This window comes from Arthrobacter terrae (genome assembly GCF_015708085.1).
GTDB lineage: Bacteria > Actinomycetota > Actinomycetes > Actinomycetales > Micrococcaceae > Arthrobacter_M > Arthrobacter_M terrae.
On sequence record NZ_JADNYM010000030.1, the window covers coordinates 36,530 to 56,585 of the forward strand.

Annotated in this window: 15 protein-coding genes; 8 read left to right on the forward strand and 7 right to left on the reverse strand. The window is 62.6% G+C overall.

Annotated elements, in window-relative coordinates:
- Nucleotides 1–7 precede the first annotated feature (7 nt).
- From IV500_RS18905 to IV500_RS18925, 5 genes are all read left to right on the forward strand, one after another.
- Complete coding sequence (locus tag IV500_RS18905) at nt 8–3,028, forward strand: bifunctional [glutamine synthetase] adenylyltransferase/[glutamine synthetase]-adenylyl-L-tyrosine phosphorylase (RefSeq protein ID WP_196398374.1); 3,021 nt, start codon at nt 8–10, stop codon at nt 3,026–3,028.
- Between the two features lie 194 nt (nt 3,029–3,222).
- Nucleotides 3,223–4,629, forward strand: coding sequence for an amino acid ABC transporter substrate-binding protein/permease (locus IV500_RS18910; protein ID WP_196398390.1), 1,407 nt, complete (start codon nt 3,223–3,225; stop codon nt 4,627–4,629).
- Complete coding sequence (locus IV500_RS18915) at nt 4,626–5,411, forward strand: amino acid ABC transporter ATP-binding protein (RefSeq protein WP_196398375.1); 786 nt, start codon at nt 4,626–4,628, stop codon at nt 5,409–5,411. Before IV500_RS18910 ends, IV500_RS18915 begins: the two co-directional genes overlap by 4 nt.
- A gap of 148 nt (nt 5,412–5,559) precedes the next feature.
- The gene (locus IV500_RS18920) at nt 5,560–5,802 is read left to right on the forward strand and encodes an AsnC family protein (protein WP_230855178.1); all 243 of its coding nucleotides are present in this window, start codon (nt 5,560–5,562) and stop codon (nt 5,800–5,802) included.
- 132 nt (nt 5,803–5,934) lie between these two features.
- Nucleotides 5,935–6,846, forward strand: a complete 912-nt coding sequence (locus IV500_RS18925) for a glutaminase (RefSeq protein WP_196398377.1) — start codon at nt 5,935–5,937, stop codon at nt 6,844–6,846.
- 88 nt (nt 6,847–6,934) lie between these two features.
- Here IV500_RS18925 and glnA read toward each other — a convergent pair whose 3' ends face one another.
- A complete protein-coding gene (gene glnA / locus IV500_RS18930) occupies nt 6,935–8,359 on the reverse strand; it encodes a type I glutamate--ammonia ligase (RefSeq protein ID WP_196398378.1) in 1,425 nt (474 codons plus the stop codon).
- Nucleotides 8,360–8,554: 195 nt separating this feature from the next.
- On the opposite strand from glnA, the gene IV500_RS18935 reads away from it, so the two are divergent.
- Nucleotides 8,555–8,992 (forward strand): RDD family protein, encoded by a 438-nt coding sequence (locus tag IV500_RS18935; protein ID WP_196398379.1) that lies wholly within the window; start codon nt 8,555–8,557, stop codon nt 8,990–8,992.
- Nucleotides 8,993–9,030: 38 nt separating this feature from the next.
- On the opposite strand, the gene IV500_RS18940 is transcribed toward IV500_RS18935, so the two are convergent.
- The 4 genes from IV500_RS18940 to lipB form a co-directional block, all read right to left on the reverse strand.
- Complete coding sequence (locus IV500_RS18940; protein ID WP_196398380.1) at nt 9,031–9,867, reverse strand: PhzF family protein; 837 nt, start codon at nt 9,865–9,867, stop codon at nt 9,031–9,033.
- A gap of 82 nt (nt 9,868–9,949) precedes the next feature.
- Nucleotides 9,950–10,720 carry a DUF4191 domain-containing protein gene (locus IV500_RS18945; protein ID WP_196398381.1) on the reverse strand — a complete coding sequence of 257 codons (771 nt, stop codon included), beginning with the start codon at nt 10,718–10,720 and terminating at the stop codon, nt 9,950–9,952.
- A 32-nt stretch (nt 10,721–10,752) separates the two neighbouring features.
- A complete protein-coding gene (lipA, locus tag IV500_RS18950) occupies nt 10,753–11,757 on the reverse strand; it encodes a lipoyl synthase (protein WP_196398382.1) in 1,005 nt (334 codons plus the stop codon).
- The gene (gene lipB / locus IV500_RS18955) at nt 11,754–12,470 is read right to left on the reverse strand and encodes a lipoyl(octanoyl) transferase LipB (RefSeq protein ID WP_196398383.1); all 717 of its coding nucleotides are present in this window, start codon (nt 12,468–12,470) and stop codon (nt 11,754–11,756) included. The genes lipA and lipB overlap by 4 nt, the downstream gene beginning before the upstream one ends.
- A 105-nt stretch (nt 12,471–12,575) precedes the next feature.
- Between lipB and IV500_RS18960 the strand changes: the two genes are divergently transcribed.
- The gene (locus tag IV500_RS18960) at nt 12,576–14,435 is read left to right on the forward strand and encodes a serine/threonine protein kinase (RefSeq protein ID WP_196398384.1); all 1,860 of its coding nucleotides are present in this window, start codon (nt 12,576–12,578) and stop codon (nt 14,433–14,435) included.
- 6 nt (nt 14,436–14,441) lie between these two features.
- Here IV500_RS18960 and IV500_RS18965 read toward each other — a convergent pair whose 3' ends face one another.
- Nucleotides 14,442–15,353 (reverse strand): TIGR01777 family oxidoreductase, encoded by a 912-nt coding sequence (locus tag IV500_RS18965; RefSeq protein ID WP_196398385.1) that lies wholly within the window; start codon nt 15,351–15,353, stop codon nt 14,442–14,444.
- A 101-nt stretch (nt 15,354–15,454) separates the two neighbouring features.
- Here IV500_RS18965 and IV500_RS18970 point away from each other — a divergent pair, with 101 nt between their 5' ends.
- Nucleotides 15,455–19,060, forward strand: a complete 3,606-nt coding sequence (locus IV500_RS18970) for a S41 family peptidase (RefSeq protein ID WP_196398386.1) — start codon at nt 15,455–15,457, stop codon at nt 19,058–19,060.
- Between the two features lie 326 nt (nt 19,061–19,386).
- Here IV500_RS18970 and IV500_RS18975 read toward each other — a convergent pair whose 3' ends face one another.
- Nucleotides 19,387–19,815 carry an OsmC family protein gene (locus IV500_RS18975; protein ID WP_196398387.1) on the reverse strand — a complete coding sequence of 143 codons (429 nt, stop codon included), beginning with the start codon at nt 19,813–19,815 and terminating at the stop codon, nt 19,387–19,389.
- Nucleotides 19,816–20,056 lie beyond the last annotated feature (241 nt).

Consider the following 20,056-nt stretch of genomic DNA (forward strand, 5'->3'; position numbering starts at 1 on the left):
TACGGGAATGCCGGTGAAGAGCCTGCAGCGAACGCTGATTGCCCATGGCTTCGCGGATCTGGACAAGAGCGAGCGGTTCCTGAACGCCCCGGAGCTGAAGGGCCTACCGGAACCGGTGCTTTTTGACGGCCTGGCCATGGCTGCGGATCCGGACCTGGCGCTGCAGTCATTGGTCCGGCTGCTGAGCCATAACTCGTCCTTGCGGACGCTGATCGACGACGGCGTGCAGCGGTCCGAGCCGCTGTTCCGACTGCTTGGGGCGTCGGAGGCGCTGGCAGAATTTTTGATGCGTCATCCTGAACACCTGGACGTACTCAATGCTGCCGTCAGTCCGGAGCCCAGGGCAAAGGACGGTGCCGTGTTGCGGCGGTCGCTGCTGGACGCTGTGGGTGCAGATCCACAGGCCGACCTGCCGGTGGCGAAGCTGCAGGGCGCCGAGGCGTACATCGCGCTGCGCACCAGGTACCGCCGGCACCTGACCGAACTGGCCATCCGTGACCTGTGTGCGGCATCCCCGCAGGACTTTATGCCGGACGCGGCGGCGGAACTGGCGGACCTGGCCGGAGCGGCACTGGAGGCTGCGCTGGCCGTGTCCCGGTGCGAACTGGCTGCCACGGTAAGTCCCAGCGAAGTCGCCGGCGTGCGGCTCTCGGTCATCGGCATGGGCAAGTGCGGTGCGCGGGAACTGAACTATATTTCCGACGTCGACGTCATCTACGTCATTGATGCTCCCGGCATGGAGGAGTCCCTGGCCGTCACCATTGGGAACCAACTTGCCGCCGGGATCTCGCATGCCATTAACGCTCCGGGCCGCGAGCCGGGGCTGTGGGAGGTTGATGCCAATCTTCGTCCGGAGGGCAAGGACGGCCCTTTGGTCCGGACGCTGGAATCGCACCTGACCTACTACCAGCGCTGGGCGCATAGCTGGGAATTCCAGGCGCTGCTCAAGGCACGCAGCATCGCTGGCGACCCTGCCCTCGGGGCACGCTATGAAGACGCCGTGGCGCCGCTGGTCTGGCAGTCCTCCGAACGGGATGGCTTTGTCGAATCCGTGCAAAACATGCGCCGCCGTGTCACGGAGAATATTCCCGCCGTGGAAGAGGCCCGGCAGATCAAGCTCGGCAAAGGCGGCCTGCGCGACGTCGAGTTCACCGTCCAGCTGCTCCAGCTGGTCCATGCCAAGGCCGATGCTTCGCTGCGGTGCCGGGACACGACGTCGGCCATTGCGGCGTTGTCCTCCGCCGGGTACATCGGCCGCACGGATGCCCGCGGTTTCGACGCCGCCTACCGCTACCTGCGTGTGCTGGAGCATCGGATCCAGTTGGTGCAGCTGCGCCGCACGCACCTGATGCCCACCAAGGACAGCGCCTTGCGGGCGCTCGCCAAGTCGCTGGCCGGTCCGCTGAGCAGCGGCCGCCCGACGGGAGATTCGCTGCTGGCGCAGTGGCAGAAGATCAAGCGCGACGTCCGTAGCCTCCATGAGCGGATTTTCTACCGGCCGCTGCTGACGACGGCGGCGCACCTGAGCGCCGACGACGTCAGACTTACGTCTGAGGCGGCGCAGGGAAGGCTGGGCGCGTTGGGCTATCGGGATACTGCCGGCGCCATCCGCCATATCGAGGCACTGACCTCGGGGGTGAGCCGTCGCGCGGCGCTGCAGCGCCAACTGCTGCCGGTGCTGCTGGACTGGCTGGCGGACGGCGTTGACCCGGATGCCGGGCTCCTCGGCTTTCGTCGGGTCAGTGAGGCTTTGGGCACAACACACTGGTATCTGGGCATGCTCCGTGATTCGCAGGCTGCGGCGGAGCGGCTCTGTCACGTTCTTTCCAGCTCCAGACTAATCACCGATCTGCTGGAGGTTTCGCCTGAATCGACCGCGTGGCTCGGTTCGAATAAGGAACTGGTGCCGCTGACCTTTGAGGCGCAATGGCAGGAAATCCGGGCCAAAATGTCCCGGCACCCCGCTCCGGCCGAGGCCGTGCGGCTGATCCGGTTGATCCGCCGTCGTGAGGTTCTGCGGATCGCCATCGCGGACAGTTCCGGGCTGCTGCGCCAAGACGAAGTCGGGCTTGCCTTGGCGGATGTGGATCGTGCCGCCGTGCTCGGCGCCTTGCATGTGGCGGAAGCGGAGGCCCATGCAGCCGACGGCGCGAAAACAAAGCTGCTGGTGATGGCGATGGGCCGCCAAGGAGGGCGCGAAATTGGCTATGGTTCGGACGCGGACGTCCTTTATGTGCATCGGCCTCTGCCGGGCGTACCGGCGGCTGCGGCGCAGCAGCAGGCAGAATCCATCGTGTCCCGGCTCTGCGGATTACTGACGCAGCCGCTTAAGCCCGCCATTTTGGCCGAGCGGGTGCTGAGCATCGACGCGGACCTGCGACCAGAGGGAAAGAACGGGCCGATGGTCAGATCACTGGAGTCCTACCGGGAGTACTACCAGCGCTGGTCTCTCATCTGGGAGGCTCAGGCGCTGCTGCGCGCGCGTCCCATGGCCGGCTGTGACGATCTCGCCGCTGATTTCACTGCGCTGATCGATACGGTGCGTTATCCGGTGGAAGTGACGGAGGCGGATCTGCGGGAGGTGCGCCGGGTCAAGGCGAGAGTTGAATCCGAGCGGCTACCGCGCGGGGCTGACCCGGCACGGCATGTGAAGCTGGGCCGTGGCGGACTGAGCGACGTCGAGTGGCTGGTGCAGCTTTGGCAGCTCCAACATGCACACCGTGAACCCGCGCTGCGCACCTCGTCCACTCTTGGTGCGCTGGAAGCGGCGCAGAAACTGGGTCTGGTGGACGCCGAGGACGCCGGGCTGCTGGCCGGGAGCTGGCGGCTGGCCAGCCGGATCCGCTCCGCCAATGTGATCTGGAGCGGAAAATCGTCGGATGTGTTGCCGTCCTCCCGCCGGGACCTGGAGGCGGTGGCGCGCTGGTGTGGATACGAAGGGGGTCAGGCGGCGCAGCTCGAAGATGATTACCTTGGCCTGACCAGACGGGCCCGTGCCGTTTTTGAAAGACTATTTTACGGTTACTGAAACTGCGGCCGGCCGCTGGCGCGTTTTCGCGCTGCCCGCCACAACGGGTAGCGTCAGCTGCGTACTTGACCGGCGTTCGAAGCTGCCGGCCGTGAACCTATGAGGGGTTGTATTAGATGCAGAGGCTACCGATAGCCCGACGAACCCGGCCCGGCGGCCTCGCCGTAGCAGGTGCGTTATTGACAGTCTTGGCGATGTTTTTCGGTGTCTCCGGTGCGTCGGCACAGGTTCCGTCGGCGCCGTCGAACGTCGAGGGAAAAACCTTCACCATCGGAACCGACACCACGTTTGCCCCGTTTGAGTTCCGCGACAGCAGCGGTGAGCTGGTGGGCATTGACATGGATATTATCCGTGCCGTGGCCAAAAGCCAGGGATTCACGGTGCAGATTAAGTCCCTCGGATTTGCCGCGGCGCTGCAGGCACTGTCCTCCAAGCAGGTGGACGGGGTCATCGCGGCGATGTCCATTACGGACGAACGGAAAAAGGTCTATGACTTCTCCGATCCGTACTTCGATTCCGGCGTGCAGATGGCCGTGGCCAAGGACAACACGGACATCAAGGGCTACGCAGACCTCAAAGGGAAGACGGTCACCGCGAAGACCGGCAGCGAGGGGGAGAGCTTCGCGCAGTCGATCGCGGGCAGATACGGCTTCACAGTCAAGCCGCTCGACCAGTCGGCCACTATGTATGAACTGGTCAAATCCGGCAACGCGGCCGCGGTGTTCGATGACTACCCGGTGCTGGCCTACGGTGTGAGCCAAAACAATGGCCTGAAGACCGTGACGAAAAAGGAAGCCGGCGGCTCCTATGGTTTTGCCGTCAACAAGGGGCAAAATGCGGAGCTGATGGCCGCTTTTAACACCGGTCTGGCCGAGCTGAAGGACAACGGGCAGTATCAGGCAATCCTGGACAAATACCTCAAATCCCCGCAGGACACCGTCTCGGCGGACAGCAGCTTCTGGGCGCTGTTGGTCAGCAGCATGCCGGCGCTGCTCAAGGGCCTGCAGAACACCGTCGTCGTCACGCTGATTTCCTTCGCGTTCGCCATGTTGCTCGGACTGTTCTTCGGTTTCCTCAAGGTCTCCCACAATATTGTGTCGCGCGGCGTGGCTACCACCTTCGTGAACATATTCCGCGGCACTCCGCTGTTGGTGCAGGCATTTTTCTTTTACTTCGGACTGCCGCAGATCATCGGGCAGCCGGTCAATATCTGGGTGGCAGGTGTGCTGACCCTGAGCCTGAACTCCGCCGCCTACGTCACCGAGATTGTCCGCGGCGGCATCCAGTCGGTGGATCCAGGGCAGCTGGAGGCCAGCCGCAGCCTGGGGCTTGGTTACGGCACGTCGATGCGCCGCGTCGTGGTTCCGCAGGCGTTCAAAATAATGACGCCGGCGCTGATCAACCAGTTGGTCATCCTGCTCAAAGACAGCTCACTGCTGCTGGCGATCGGCTTCGCCGAGCTGCTGTACCAGGGCCAGCAGATCTACTCCAATAACTTCCGGATCAGCGAAACGCTGCTGATTGTGGCCGCGATGTACTTCATCGTAATCATGATCCTGACGAAACTGTCCAACATCGTGGATAAGAGGTTCAACAAATGAGCGAGCAGGCACATCCGGCCCGGCCCGGCGAAAACTCCGGCAGCACAGACCCCGGCAGCAAAATCTCCGTCAGGGGGCTGAAGAAGTCCTTTGGCACCAACGAGGTCCTCAAGGGCATCGATGTGGAGGTGGCGGACGGTGAGGTGGTTTGCGTCATTGGCCCCTCCGGCTCGGGGAAGTCGACTTTCCTGCGCTGCCTGAACAAACTGGAGGACATCACCGCCGGTTCGGTGCTGGTCGGCGGCATTGACCTGACCGAACCGAAAGTGGACCTTAACAAAGTCCGCCAACAGATCGGCATGGTCTTCCAGCATTTCAACCTCTTCCCGCACATGACCGTGCTGGAGAACATCACGTTGGCCCCCGTGGAGCTGAAAAAGCAGACCAAGGAACAAGCCCGCCAGAGCGGAATGGATCTCCTCAAGCGAGTCGGTCTTGAGGAGAAAGCAGATGCCCGGCCGGCGTCCCTGTCCGGTGGACAGAAGCAGCGCGTTGCCATTGCGAGGGCGCTGGCCATGAACCCCGGGATTATGCTGTTCGATGAGGCAACCAGCGCGCTGGATCCGGAAATGGTGGGCGAGGTGCTCCAGGTCATCCGTGACCTGGCGGCGGTGGGAATGACCATGGTGGTGGTGACCCATGAAATGGGGTTTGCCCGCGAAGTGGCAGACCGCGTGATCTTCATGGCGGATGGTGTCATCTGCGAGCAGGGCAGCCCCGAAGAAATCTTCTCCCACGCGCAGCAGTCGCGCCTGCAGGACTTCCTGGCCAAGGTTCTCTGACGGGCCGGTCCGCTGCCGCCGGTCCGCTGCCGCCGGGCCGCTGGCTCCGGAGGCCTTGAACGAGGCTTGGGTGCCGGGCCTTGGTCCCGCAGCGCCAGCCTGCCGCCGCCCCGTCAACTTAAGTTGACGCCGATTCCAAGCGTCAACTATGGTTGACCGCATGGAGGTGGATCAGTTGAGGACGATGATCGGATCGTTGGACGGAGAATCAATGGACGGCAAGGGGCCGGCCGAAGCGTTGTACGCCGTAGCGGCGCTGCACCAGGAACTGGCCCGGACAGAAACCCGGACCGTGCTGCGCGCCCGGGCCGCTGGCCTGTCCTGGGAAGCTATTGCACTGTGCTTGGGCGTCAGTAAACAAGCAGTGCACAAGCGATACGGGAAGCGCTGACGCCGCCCGTTGGTACCCGTGGACCGTTTGGAGCGCCGAGGGTGGAATACCTGTACTTTAGCTGGCCCGAAACAACAATTACGGCACCATAGGTAGCCGGGGAGAACTGCAGCACGAAGGGTGAACCCAGGAATGGATATTCAAAGTCTGCTCGAAGAGATCGCCGGCAGCGTGCGCCCCGTTGCAGCCGCGGGTGAGGTCGCGGATTACATTCCCGGGCTGAGCTCCGTCAGTGCCGACCATTTCGGCATTTGCGTAGCGACGGCGGACGGGGAGATTTACGGTGCCGGGGAGTGGACCAGTAAGTTCTCCATCCAGAGTATTTCCAAGGTCTTCAGCCTGGGTCTGGTGCTGGCCGGCGACGGCGACCGGATCTGGCAGCGTGTTTTCCGGGAGCCGTCCGGCACCCCGTTTAATTCCCTGGTGCAGCTGGAATCCGAGGAGGGCATACCCCGCAATCCATTTATCAACGCCGGGGCGTTGGTAGTGACGGACCGCCTCATCACGCTCACTGGCGATGCTGGCGCGGCCGTGCGGGATCTGCTGCGCCGCGAGAGCGGAAATCCGGACGTGGCCGTCGACCCGCTGGTGGCGGCGTCGGAGGCGGAATATGGGCACCGGAACTCCTCTCTGGCACACTTGCTGGCCAGTTACGGAAATCTGGAAAATCCTGTGGATCTGGTCCTCGAGCAGTATTTTGATCAGTGCGCGCTGGAGATGAGCTGCCGGGATTTAGCTGTCGGAGCGCGCTTTCTCTCCCGCAACGGTGTGGCCGCGGACGGCTCGCAGTTCCTCTCGTCCAGCCAGACCAAGCGGATCAACGCCGTGATGCTGACCTGCGGCACCTATGATGCCGCCGGCGAGTTCGCCTACCGGGTTGGCCTGCCGGGCAAGAGCGGCGTCGGCGGCGGAATCGTCGCCGTGGTACCGGGACGCTGCACCATCTGCGTCTGGAGCCCGGGGCTGAGCAAGTCGGGTAACTCGCTGGCCGGCATGGCCGCGTTGGATGAATTCACCACCCGCACCGGCTGGTCCATCTTCTAGCCCCTCTGGTCTCCCCACGACGACGGCGACCCGCACCATTAGGTGCGGGCCGCCGTCGTCGTTCTGTCAGCGACAAGTGCTGCTGTCGCTACACTCCGTAGTAGAGCTCAAATTCGTACGGGTTCGGGCGCAGGGACAGCGGCCGGATCTCGTATTCGTACTTGTACTCGATCCAGGTGTCGATCAGGTCCTGGGTGAAAACTCCGCCGGCCTGCAGGAACTCATTGTCTTCGGCCAGAGCCTCCAGCGCTTCTTCAAGGGAGCCCGGCGCCTTGGGAATATCCTTGGCCTCCTCGGCAGGCAGCTCGTAGAGGTCCTTGTCAATCGGTGCCGGCGGCTCGATCCGGTTCTTGATCCCGTCAAGCCCGGCCATCAGCTGCGCGGCAAACGCCAAATATGGGTTGGACGAGGCATCAGGGGCACGGAACTCCAGGCGCTTGGCCTTCGGATTGGAACCGGTAATCGGAATGCGGATGCCGGCCGAACGGTTGCCCTGCGAATACACCATGTTAACCGGCGCCTCGAACCCCTTGACCAGGCGGCGATAGGAGTTGACCGTCGGGTTAGTGAACGCCAGAACGGCCGAAGAATGCTTGAGCAGACCGCCAATGTACCAGCGTGCTAAGTCGGACAGACCCGCATAGCCCTTCTCATCGTAGAAAAGCGGCTCTCCGCCGTTCCACAGCGATTGGTGGCAATGCATGCCGGACCCATTGTCACCGAAGACCGGTTTGGGCATGAACGTAACGGACTTATTCCACTGCCATGCGGTGTTCTTGATGACGTATTTGAACTTCTGCAGATCATCCGCGGCATGGACCAGCGTGTTGAACTTGTAGTTGATCTCGGCCTGCCCGGCCGCACCAACCTCATGATGGGAGCGCTCCACTTCCAGGTCAACATTGTCCAGTTCGATGCACATCGCATCGCGCAGATCTGCCTGCTGGTCAACCGGCGCGACCGGGAAATAGCCGCCCTTGGTGGGCGTTTTGTAGCCCAGGTTGCCGCCTTCCTCCTTGCGGCCGGTGTTCCACGGTGCCTCGACAGAATCGATCTTGTAGAACGAACCCTGCGGGGAGGACTCAAACTGGACGTTGTCGAAGACGAAGAACTCAGCTTCGGAGCCGAAGAAGGCGGTGTCGGCAATTCCGGTGGAAGCCAGGTATGCCTCGGCCTTCTCGGCAACACCGCGGGGATCACGATGGTACGGATCTCCCGTACGCGGATTGACGATGGAAAAGTTCAGCGCGAGCGTCTTCTCCAGCCGGAAGGCATCCACGAAGGCGGTGGTCACGTCCGGGATGAGCTGCATGTCTGACTCAGCAATGCCCTGGAAACCGCGGATGGAGGAACCATCGAAGAGCTGCCCATGGACGAAGAAGTCCGCGTCGACGCTTTTCGCGGGAACATTGAAGTGCTGCTGGACCCCCGGGAGATCCGTGAATCGGATATCGACGAATTTAACGTCTTCGTCCTTGATGTATTTGAGGACTTCGTCCGCGTTCTTGAACATCTATGCTCCTTACGCATAAGGGGTTTGCGACCGCAGCGGGCCGTGTAGTGCAACTGCAACTGTTACCAGAGTAGGCACACGGGATTACCCGGGAGTGTCTGCTGTGTTTCGGTGAGGTTTCGCACTCGCCGCTGCCTTTAGTCTAGCGGCGGTGCGCGGTCCGGCCCGCACCCGTGACGCGGGTAGGCTTGTTGCGTGGTAGATCGCAAAGACATTGGTTCCTGGCTTGGTGGCCCGGATACCTCGGGAATTTCCAAATATCCGGGGGAGCGGCTCGGCCTGCCCGAATCCGGCGCCGGCTCGATGGCCCGGGCCGGGCGGCGGATCCTGGCCATCTGCATCGACTGGGGACTGTGCTACCTGATAGCCCACCTGCTGTTGAACGGAAACTCCACCGGAATCCTGGGTATTTTCGTCCTGGAACAGATTCTGCTGGTAGGTACGCTGGGTTACAGCATTGGTCACCGGATTGCCGGCATTCACGTGACAAGGCTCGACGGCGGCCCGGCCGGCCCGCTGGCGGCCGTGGTCCGCACCCTGCTGCTTGCTCTGGTGATCCCTGTCGCTGTTGTGGACGCTGACCACCGGGGGCTCCACGACAAGGCGATGAACACCAAACTCGTCCGGATGTAGAGCTTGATCGTTCCTGCTCGGGCAGGGGTCATGAACGGTTACAGCCGGACTGTTCCCGCGATACAGCTCGTGACGTGTCCACCAACCCAGATCGTCCCGTTATCCAGGCTTATCTGCACTCGCCCCTGGCGTCCCAGAATGGTTCCCTGGGATGCTGTATAAGGTGGAACGGCCACAGCTGAGTCGATCAACCACCGCGCAAGGCCAGCATCCAGGCTACCTGTCACGGCGTCTTCCCATACCGGGTCTCCTCCAACGAAGGCACGCACTTCAAATAGGGTTTCCTCGTTGGATTCATAGGGGCCCACCACGCCAATTTCAAGATCGCCTGCTTTTCCCGGGTTGGGTCGGAGTTCCAAAACCTCCAGCGCGGACGAGAGCCGGACACCAATCCAGCGGGGACCATTAATCAGCCACGACGCATCGATTATTCGGTCTCGGGAGATACCCAAGATCGAAGCGATTCGACGTACGAGCGGCTCTTCAACGGGGCCGTAGCGGGTTAGGGGCGGCGCCTGGAATGCTAGCTCACCTTCGGCTGCACGGACCCGGATAAGTCCTGCAGCGCATTCCTGTATGACCATCCCGTCGGGCCCTGCAGATCCACCGGCGTCCAACCATGCCCGGGCGGATCCCAGGGTGGGATGGCCGGCAAAGGGCAGTTCTTCCTTGGCGGAGAAGATTCTCACACGATAATCGGCTCGCGGACTGCTGGGAGCCAGGAGAAACGTAGTTTCAGACAGGTTGGTCCAGTTCGCGAACCGCTGCATTTCAGCGGTGCTCAAACCATCGCCATCATGAACAACAGCCAAGGCATTTCCCCGGTATGGCTGACGGGAGAAGACATCCACTTCGCTGTATCGTCGCGTTTTCATGGCGCCACTGTAACAGGATTCCTCCGCCGGGCCGTGGTCCCCTAAACCCGGTCCGGGGCGGCCAGGGGGCGGGTTCCTTGGGCTAGCGGCCGCGGGCGGCCTTGCGATCCGGCCGGGCCTTGTTCGGATCGATCCCCTTGGGGATCGGCAGCTTGTTCCCCAAAGACGAGATGCGTTTGTTGACCGCCCCGACCTCGGTCTTGGTCAGCTCCGGCTTGAACTTCCGCAGCTTCTTCGTCAGCTTCTGCAGCTTGACCTGACCTTCGCCGCGGCCCGTTTCGATTACATGGACGGTGACGTTGGGGAGGATGCGCTTCAGGCGCTTGCGCTCGGAGTCCACCAAGGTGCGCACCCTGGCGGAGGGGCCTTCAGTGATCAGCACAATGCCCGGCCGGCCGATGGCACGGAAGACGACATCCTGTGTCCTCGGGTTAACAGCTACCGGCTGCTCGTCAATAATCCATCCGCGTTTGAGCGTGTTCAACGCAGCTCCCGCCGCACCGGGTTTACCTTCGATTTGTGCGAACGCTGCGCTCTCGGCGCGTCGGGACAGGACCAGCATCGCCGCGAGCAAGCCCACCGCGATGCCCAGGATCAGACCTGTTATCCAGTTGCCGTTGAAAACGAAGATCCCCAGAGCCAGTGCCACAATGATGGCCCCAAGGAAGACCAGCAGCATCAGCCACGCCACGTTCGGGTCGTAGCGGCGGGTCATCTTGAAGATTTCCACCATCTGTTTGATTCGTCCCTGCTTCTTAGGGACGGCAGTGGCGCCACCCTTGGGACGGCGGGAAAACAGCTTACGCTTAGGCGCGTCGGGGCTGGTGGCTGCGGAGCTAGAGGATTTGGCCATAGTGGGACTAATTCTATCCGTAATTGGAGCTCTTAGTGTGCGGCCAGAAGGGTGGCCGCCTCTTGGCGGGTGGATCCCGAATCGGCGATGTGCGCTAGTTCCTCCGGTATCGTCAGACCCTTTTTACGCATAGCCGTTGCCCACAGCCGTCCGGCGCGGTAGGACGAGCGCACCAACGGCCCAGCCATTACACCGAGGAAGCCGATTTCCTCGGCTTCCTGCGCCAGTTCCACGAATTCCTGCGGCTTGACCCACCGGTCCACCGGGTGGTGACGCTCGCTGGGGCGCAGATATTGATTAATGGTGATCAGGTCGCAGCCTGCCTCGTGCAGATCGCGCAACGCCAAGGAAACTTCCTCCCGCGTTTCCCCCATGCCGAGGATCAAATTGGATTTGGTCACCATGCCCAGATCGCGTCCTTGCGTAATGACTCCCAGCGACCGCTCATAGCGGAACGCAGGGCGGATGCTCTTGAAAATACGCGGAACCGTCTCGACATTGTGCGCAAAGACCTCTGGCCGCGAATCACAGATGGCCGCAATGTGCTCGGGTTTTCCGGAGAAATCCGGAATGAGGATTTCGACGCCGGTGCCAGGGTTGAGCTCGTGAATCTTGCGGACCGTTTCGGCGTACAGCCAGACTCCCTCATCCGGGAGATCGTCGCGCGCAACTCCCGTGACAGTGGCGTAACGCAGCTCCATCGCCTTGACCGAACGGGCCACCTTGGTGGGCTCAAAGCGGTCCAGCGGCGAAGGCTTCCCCGTATCGATCTGACAAAAGTCGCAGCGTCGGGTGCACTGCGCTCCACCGATCAGGAACGTAGCCTCTTTGTCTTCCCAGCACTCAAAAATGTTAGGGCAGCCGGCTTCCTCGCAGACCGTGTGCAGCCCCTCCTTCTTCACCAGGTTTTTCAAGCCGATGTATTCCGGTCCCATCTTGACCTTGGCCTTGATCCAGTCGGGCTTACGCTCGACGGGCGTTTCGGAGTTGCGCTGTTCAATGCGCAACATCTTGCGGCCTTCCGGTGCCAAGGTCACAGTAGAACTCCTTCTGCCGGTGCCGGTCCGGTGGGGCCGCATCCGATCGCGTCATGGTGAACGTCCGGGACAATGAGCGCCCCTTCGTACTTGTAAAATTCCTCTTTGATACGAGCCGTCAAATCCGCCGGGCAAACGTCCAGGCCGGTCTCGGCGGCAATGGATGTGGTGCCGGCGTCCGTGATCCCGCAGGCAATGATTTTTGAATACGGAGCCAGATCATTGTTGCAGTTAATGGCAAAGCCGTGCATTGTGACGCCCTCGTGCACGCGGATGCCAATGGCCGCAATCTTGCGAGTAGGTCCCTTGCCATCGGCTTCGATCCAGATACCTGCCCGTCCTTCAACCCGGCTGACCAACAAGGAATAGCCGCTCAGTACGTTAATGATGATTTCCTCGAGGATGCGGACGTATTCGCGGATACCATGCGGATCCCGCAACGCCAGGATCGGATACCCCACCAGCTGCCCAGGACCGTGCCAGGTCAATTTGCCGCCGCGGTCGACCGCAATAACCGGCGTGCCGTCTAGCGGCCTTTCGTGATCCTCAGTCCGCTTGCCGGCGGTGTAAACGGCCGCGTGCTCCAGCAGCAGAACGGTGCTCGACGCACGGGAGGCGAGGACGTCGCCGTGCAGCGTGCGCTGCAGATCCCACGCCTGTGTGTAATTTACGAAGTCCGGTGCGAAACCGATCTCGGCGAACTCAAGAGTCATGAAGTCAAGGGTAGACCTCTTGAACCGCATGCCTAAATCCATTTGACGGCATTCGACCTGTGGATAACTTCTGCAGTCGGGCCGGATTTGGGCTATTCCTGAGATATGGATATTTTGCCGTGGGAAGAAACTCCCAGCGCCGGGTTCCACGACGGGCTGACTGTCGGGTGCGACGACGGGCTGGTCGCCGCTCCGATCCTGCCGGGGTATCGTCCTGAACGACTGCTCGGAACCGGGGCGACCGCGCACGTCTGGTTGGTGCAGCATGAAGGAACGGGCGAACTCCTGGCCGCGAAGTGCTACCCGCCTGCCCGTGGAGATGTTAAAGCCGCAGATGTTAGAACCGCAGATGTTAAGGCTGCAGTTGTGGCAGCCGCAGATGTGGAAGCCGCAGACGCGGCAGATGAACTACGATCCGGCCCGGCATTGCTGCGCGAACTGCGTATCCTGGCAAATTTTCGCCATGAACATCTGCTGACAGCCCGGGGTGCCATTGAACTGTCCGGCGGCTGGCACGGCGGTAGGGCGCTGCTGATGGACTATGCGCCAGGGGGATCCTTGGCGGGCCTGATCGCCATCCGCGGACGAATCAGCGTCGGTGAGGTCGTCACCGTTCTCACTCCGCTGGCCCACGTGCTGGGTTACCTGCACGGTGAGGGGGTCGCACACGGTGATGTTTCGCCCGGCAATGTGCTCTTCACCGCCCAGGGCAAACCGATGCTGGCTGACTTTGGCGTCGCCAGAATGGTGGGAGAGGCCGGTCGATCCCACTACGGGACCCCGGGATTCTTTGCAGCAATCCGCCGCGATCGGGAGGCCTCAAGGTTACGCGGTGCCGCCGAACGCGGTGACCTCCTCAACGCTGATACCCATTTGGCTTTGGATACCACGGCCGATGTCTATGCTGCGGCGGCCGTAGGCTGGTACGCCCTGACCGGCCAGGTGCCCGGGGATACGGACTCGAGACCGCCGCTTTCAGCATTTGTGCCCGATGTGCCGGAGGAGCTTGCTGCTGCCCTTGAAGCAGGATTACAGCAGACGCCCTCCCGTCGCCCCACAGCGATGGAATTCGCCCAGGCCGTATACCGCAGCGCTCCGGCTGCACCTATCGATTTGTCCAGCGCCGTTCATCCCAGTGTCCTGCCGGACCTGCTGACGCGTCGAAAGGTGCCGGTGCCGCGCGTTCGATGGCACAAGCCGTGGGACTGGATATGCCGGCGCATGCCTGCCGGTCACCGTTGGCCAACGGTTCGGCGAAACGGCAGAGGAGTCGGCTCCGCCAAGGACCGCAACGCCCGGCACAGGGAACATCCGCGCGGCAATCGACGGCGCGGGCGCTCCCGGCCAGTGGCGGCTGCCGCCGGTGGACGAAATCTGCACAACAGGATCGCCCGGAGGATCCGTGCTGTTGCGGCTGCACTGGTCCTACTGTTGCTGGCGGCGGCAGGCATGCTGATGTGGGGGCCGATGCCGCCGGGGCCGCTGGCGCCGGCAGACCTCGACACGGAAGCCACCGCGCCGCACGATGCGCTGTTGTCCTTGGCCGTTCCGGAAAGTATTCGGACCAGGCTCGCTTCCAACGCGCCGGCCGAGGCCCTTGGCGCACTGGCGTGGCTGCGGTCCTACGCCTTTTCATCCGGCCAGCCCGCATTGCTGCAGCATGTCGACGCCAGCGACTCGCCCGCGTCGGCAGCGGATCAGGATGTTGCCGCGGCACTGCAGCAAAAGGGGCATGTGCTGAGCGGGTTGGAAAGCCAGGTCCTCAACGTCACCGAATTAGCCGGCGAACTTCCCGACCTGGCAGAACTTAGCGCCACCACCGTGACCAGCGGTTTCGTCGAGCAGGACGGGCGGGGTGTGGTGGTCCGGTCCCAGCCCGACGCCGTCACACAGCATCTGTTGTTTGTGCTCAAGCGGGAACAGGGGCACTGGCGAATTGCCGAGGTTCACCAGCCCCGCCCCTAATAGCCGCTAAGCAACGGGCGATTCTGCCGAGCCCGTCACCCATGCCGCGACGACGGCCGCCGTCGGATGCTGGAAGGTAAATCCGTGCTCGAGTAGTACGCCTGGGACGGCACGGATGCTGGTCAGCAGCATCTCTTCTGCCATCTTTCCCAGCAGCGTGGTCAGCACCAGCTTCGGAACACGCAGACGCGATGGCTTGCCCAGCGCCTTACCCAGTTCCGCTGTCAGCGTTCCGACCTGGACCGGCTCGGGTGCGCAAAAGTTCACTGGACCGTGGATATCGTTATGCAGCAGGAATTCCATTGCGGAGACGTAGTCCGGCAGGGAAATCCATGGCCAGTACTGTCGTCCGCTGCCGAGCGGGCCACCGAGGCCGACCTTCATGGGCAACAGCAGCTTCCCGATCGCACCACCGCGGCGCGCCACGACGACCCCGGTGCGCATGAGGACAGTGCGGACCTCTTGGGGGGCGGCACTTGCGGCGTCCTCCCATCGGCGGCAGATATCGGCCAGCAAAGACTTTTCCGCAGAAGGAAACGACTCGTCTACGGGGGTTGCATCCGACTCGCCGTAGTACCCCGTTGCCGACTGGCTGAGGAAGACGGACGGAGGCGTGTCCATCCGCGCCATGGCTCGAACCAAGGTCCTGGTTGGATCCACCCGTGATTCATACAGCGTTTCGATATAGCTGCGCGTCCACGGACGGTTAGCCAGCCCTGCGCCGGAAAGGTTGATCACCGCTTCTATACCTTCCAGCTGCCGCGGATCCAGCTCCTGCCCAGCGGGGTCCCACTGCACTTCGTCCGGACCCTGGGACTGGCGACGAACGAGTTTTATAACGTGGTGGCCCGCACGGGTGAGCGCTACGCAGCTAGCAGAGCCCAGCAGGCCCGAAGCACCGGAGATAAGGATTCGCATGCTTCATCACATCACGGAGTCCGCCCGGGGCGAAAGACTGTGCTGACGGAGCGACGGTTCATTCCCTCCAGTCCCTGTGAGGGTGTGGCTAAGATCGGACAATGAGCTCTTCCAGCTATTTCCGTTTTCCGCACGTGTACGAGGACATGGTCACGTTCGTGGCCGAGGACGACGTTTGGGTGGCGTCGCTCGGTGGGGGCCGCGCCTGGCGGGTGTCGTCCCTTCAGCTCCCGGCAAGGAACCCGCGATTCTCCCCGGACGGCAGCCATTTGGTGTGGACGGTGATCCAAGGGGCGGCGCCGGAGGTGGTCAGCTCGGCGGTTGACGGAGGTGACTTCCGCCGACTGACGTATTTTGGACATCCGAGCACGAAGGTCAAAGGCTTCACCGCCATCGGGGATGTCTTGGTGACGAGCGCTTTTGAGCAGGCAGAAAGCCGTCACACCTGGGCCTATGCAGTGAAAGCGGACGGGTCCGGCCGTAGCGTGCTGCCATACGGGCCGGTCGAGTCCGTCGCCTTCGGTCCGGAAATCGGAGACGAGCGACCCGTCGTCGTTTCTTCGGTATTGTCCCGCGAACCGGCCTGGTGGAAACGGTACCGCGGCGGCACCGGCGGGAAGCTGTGGATCGATGCAGATGGATCGGGGGAATTTTCCAGACTCGTACCCGAGCTGGACGGCAATCTGACCGACCCAATGTGGATTGGGGACCGCATTGCGTTCCTTTCCGATCACGAGGGATACGGCAACGTTTACTCCGTCCGGCCTGACGGCGAAGGGCTGCAGCGGCACACGGACCACGAGGGGTTTTACGTCCGACATGCCGCAACTGACGGACAACGGATAGTTTTCGAGTCCGCCGGCGGTCTGTTCCTGCTGCCGGGCCTCGACGCCGAACCGGTCAAGCTGGAGATCACGCTGGGTTCAGCCTCCACCGGACGCCGACCGCGGCCGCTGAACGTCAGCGAGCACCTGGGCCAGGTCATGCCCGACGAAACTGGCAGGGCCAGTGCCGTGGAGGCCCACGGCACAGCGCACTGGTTGACGCACCGTGACGGTCCCTCAAGGATTTTGGAGGCAACCCCCGGCGTTCGGGCCCGGCTGGTCCGGCCGCTGGGTCGCGGGAAGGTCATTTACGTTGCCGATCACGGCGGCGTCGAGGCGCTTTACCTCAAAGACGTTTCCGGCGGCGTTGCCGAGAATTCCGCCGCTGCCCTTCCCGGGTACGAGCGGTCCGGCCAGGAGCTGGCCGGCCACACAGTGACGCAGGTTTCCACGGTGCCGAAGGACGAACTGCCTCGGCCCATCTCAGCCGCCGCGGTCAATCAGGGCAGCACGCTAACCGCTGCAAACCCGGCACCGCAGCACGACGCCCCGAAATTTGACCAGCCCACGGGTGGGACAGGCTCGCCAGAGCGCTCGCAGGCGTCGGTATACGCCGATGGCGCGGCAGCGGCGGCCAGCTCCGCACCGGCGAAGGACGCTAAAACGCCGGGCGTTCCGGACACATCGACGAAGCGGATCGATTATGCGGGCATCACCCGGGCCAGTGAGATCGCTGCCAGTCCGGACGGCCGATTTGCGGCCATCGGAACCGAACTCGGCGCCGTACTGCTCCTGGACGTTACAGCGGAAACGCTGCGGGAGGTCGCAAACACCGATACCGGGGCAATTGGTGAACTTGTCTTCAGCCCCGACTCTGCCTGGTTACTGTGGGCCGAACCCGTCGGCGCGGATACCGACCGCTCCCGGTTACGGCTGGTCAGCGTTGAGGTAAGAGCAGTTGAGGCGGACCCAGTTGGGAAAAACACGCCGATCATCGAACTGACTGACGGACGGTTTGCCGATCACGGTGCGGCTTTCACCCAGGACGGGCGCTTCATTGCTTTTCTGTCCCAGCGCAGCTTCGACCCCGTCTATGACACACATGGATTTGACCTCAGTTTCCCCTCGTCCACCAAACCGTTCCTGATCGCACTCGCCGCAAATACGCCGTCGCCCTTTGGTCCTTCGGTGGAAGGTACCGAGGCCGAGCCGGACGCGCTGACATCGGTCCGCGGTCAGCCGATGGCGCTCGTGGTCCACGCGCAGGGAATTGCCGACCGGCTCATTCCGGTCCCGGTTCCGCAGGGCAACTACGAAAAGCTCAGTGTTGCGGATGGAGCGTTACTTTGGCTGGCGGGTGCAGGTGAGGGTGTCACCGGGGACGGTCGGGCTGCCACAACGGATGAGCCTGCAGCCCAGCGGCTGGAACGATTCGATATTGCAAAGCGGGAGCTCAGTACGCTGGTGCCGACGCTTAGCGCCTATCAGGTGACCGGAGACGGCAAGCGGATCCTAGTGGTGCACGAGAACAAGGTTCGTATGGTTCCAGCTAATGCGAAGGTTGAGGAGAGCGCCCCGGAGAGCGTCGCAGTGGACCTGAGCCGCGTCCGCGTCCAGCTGGAGCCGCTGAAGGTCTGGGGTCAGGCGTTTGACGAAGCGTGGCGTCTGCAAAGGGATTTCTACTGGACCGCCGACATGGCCGGGATCGACTGGCAGGGTGTTTATGACCGGTACAGGCCGCTGGTGGACAAACTGGGCTCCCACGATGATCTGGTTGATTTACTCTGGGAAATGCACGGTGAATTGGGCACCTCGCATGCCTACGTCACGCCGAAACCAGTCACCGAGGCGGACTCAGGCGAGCAGGGGAGGCTTGGCGCTGACTTCAAACGTACGCACCAGGGTTGGGAAGTCCAACGGGTCCTGCCCGGAGAATCCTCGGATCCGCAGGCCCGTTCGCCGTTGGCTGCGCCCGGTGCCGGTGTGCTTGAGGGCGATGTACTCCTGCGGATCGACGGCGTGGACGTGCCTGAGGAAGGACCCGAAACACTTCTGGTCGGCGCCGCGGAGAAGACCGTGGAATTAACCGTGCGCAACGGCAGCGGACACGCTGGAGCCGCGAACGACGGCGGCGCAGGCATGGTGCGCCGGATCGCCGTCGTGCCCATAAAGGACGAGGAACGGTTGCGCTACCAGGACTGGGTGCTGGGAAATCGCCGAACAGTTCGGCAGGCATCCAACGAGCGGTTCGGCTACCTGCACGTTCCGGACATGCAGGCACGCGGCTGGGCTCAACTGCATCGCGATCTGGATACGGAAACAGCCCAGGACGGGCTGATTATGGACGTCCGCCGAAACCGAGGTGGCCATACCTCACAGCTGGTGGCAGAGCTTATCGGTCGAAAAATGACTGCGTGGACACAATCACGGGGCCATCGACCAGGCATCTACCCCGCACAGGCCCCACGCGGGCCAGTGGTGATCCTCACCGATGAATTTGCCGGTTCGGACGGAGACATCATCACTCAGGTTGCCAAACTGCGCGGGATCGGTCCCGTGGTTGGCATGCGGACCTGGGGCGGTGTCGTAGGAATTGACGGAAAGTTCGGCTTGGCCGACGGCACCGGAGTGACGCAGCCGCGCTACGCCTTCTGGTTCAGCGGGGGAGTCGGTTGGAAGGTGGAAAACTACGGGGTCGATCCGGACATCGAAGTGCCCTTCCCACCGCACGCCTACGGGGACGGGTCCGACCCGCAGCTTGAGTACGCCGTCGGCGTTCTCAAGGAAATGCTCGTCGAGATGCCCACGCAGACACCTCCCCCGCTGAGCGGCTATCCCAGCCGGGCACCCGGTACACTGCCGGACCGGCCGCAGGCCCAGTAGCGCCGGGCCCATCGTTTCCATCGCGGTACATGGCCTGCGCCCAATCGAATTGCGCGAGTACGGATGCCGGGCGTGATGGTCTCTGACCATTTGGTCGACATCCGGAACTGGGCCATGCCCGGTTCTGGGCCGTGTCCGGAGCTGTGGCATAAGACGACCGTGCCGAAGACAGTGGCCATGGCAGCGGTACGGATTTTGGGTGGCAAAGCAGACCAGCATGGTGTTTCAGCACGCATCGAAGGCCATGAATCCCCAAGGAGACGCACGGCCTTCGAATCAATCTTCCCGACGCTGGAGAACCCGGTGGGAAGCTCCGGTGGCGGGTGTTAAGCTTCCAGCGAGGCGGTCAGCGTTATATTGACGCCGGCCAGTGCTGCGGAGACCGGACAGCCGGACTTCGCGTTGTCGGCAATACGCTGGAAGTCTTCTTCGCTGAGCCCCGGAACCTTCGCCTTGAGCGTCAGATGGCTACCGGTGATGCCTTCACCCGGCTGGAACGACACATCAGCGGTGGTATGAACCTCGTCGGGAGTCTTGCCTTCTTCGCCCAGCATGTTGCTGAAGGCCATGGAGAAACATGCAGAATGAGCGGCGGCAATCAGTTCTTCTGGGCTGGTTTTGCCTTCGGCCTGCTCGGCACGGGCCCTCCATGTGACGTCGTAGGTGCCAACGCCGGAAGTATCCAGCGTGACCTGCCCGGAACCACTGGGCAGATCGCCGTTCCAAACGGTATGGGCTGTGCGTGTAGTCGCCATGCTAACTCCTAGGGTGGTTGGTGCTGCCAGCGCGCCGGGGAACTTTACCGGCACGGGCGGCGGATCTTCCAATGCGTCCTTACCGTTCCACCATATGCTGTGCGAGGAGACTTCGCACGGGTTGGTCTTAGAAGGGTGGGGGTTGGGGGTTTTTGGTGTAGGTCCGGCCGGTGGGTGAGGTGTGGATGAAGGTGCCGGGGCTGGGTTGGGTGACGGTCCAGCCGGTGCCGGGGTTGTCTTT

What these genes read in the sequence shown, in the direction of transcription:
- IV500_RS18920 (WP_230855178.1), top strand. Translation starts at nt 5,560, where the DNA reads ATGGTTGACCGCATGGAGGTGGATCAGTTGAGGACGATGATCGGATCG.
- lipB (WP_196398383.1), bottom strand. Translation starts at nt 12,470, where the DNA reads ATGACTCTTGAGTTCGCCGAGATCGGTTTCGCACCGGACTTCGTAAAT.
- IV500_RS18905 (WP_196398374.1), top strand. Translation starts at nt 8, where the DNA reads ATGCCGGTGAAGAGCCTGCAGCGAACGCTGATTGCCCATGGCTTCGCG.
- glnA (WP_196398378.1), bottom strand. Translation starts at nt 8,359, where the DNA reads ATGTTCAAGAACGCGGACGAAGTCCTCAAATACATCAAGGACGAAGAC.
- IV500_RS18925 (WP_196398377.1), top strand. Translation starts at nt 5,935, where the DNA reads ATGGATATTCAAAGTCTGCTCGAAGAGATCGCCGGCAGCGTGCGCCCC.
- IV500_RS18970 (WP_196398386.1), top strand. Translation starts at nt 15,455, where the DNA reads ATGAGCTCTTCCAGCTATTTCCGTTTTCCGCACGTGTACGAGGACATG.
- IV500_RS18910 (WP_196398390.1), top strand. Translation starts at nt 3,223, where the DNA reads ATGTTTTTCGGTGTCTCCGGTGCGTCGGCACAGGTTCCGTCGGCGCCG.
- IV500_RS18940 (WP_196398380.1), bottom strand. Translation starts at nt 9,867, where the DNA reads ATGAAAACGCGACGATACAGCGAAGTGGATGTCTTCTCCCGTCAGCCA.
- IV500_RS18975 (WP_196398387.1), bottom strand. Translation starts at nt 19,815, where the DNA reads ATGGCGACTACACGCACAGCCCATACCGTTTGGAACGGCGATCTGCCC.
- IV500_RS18915 (WP_196398375.1), top strand. Translation starts at nt 4,626, where the DNA reads ATGAGCGAGCAGGCACATCCGGCCCGGCCCGGCGAAAACTCCGGCAGC.
- IV500_RS18960 (WP_196398384.1), top strand. Translation starts at nt 12,576, where the DNA reads ATGGATATTTTGCCGTGGGAAGAAACTCCCAGCGCCGGGTTCCACGAC.
- IV500_RS18945 (WP_196398381.1), bottom strand. Translation starts at nt 10,720, where the DNA reads ATGGCCAAATCCTCTAGCTCCGCAGCCACCAGCCCCGACGCGCCTAAG.
- IV500_RS18965 (WP_196398385.1), bottom strand. Translation starts at nt 15,353, where the DNA reads ATGCGAATCCTTATCTCCGGTGCTTCGGGCCTGCTGGGCTCTGCTAGC.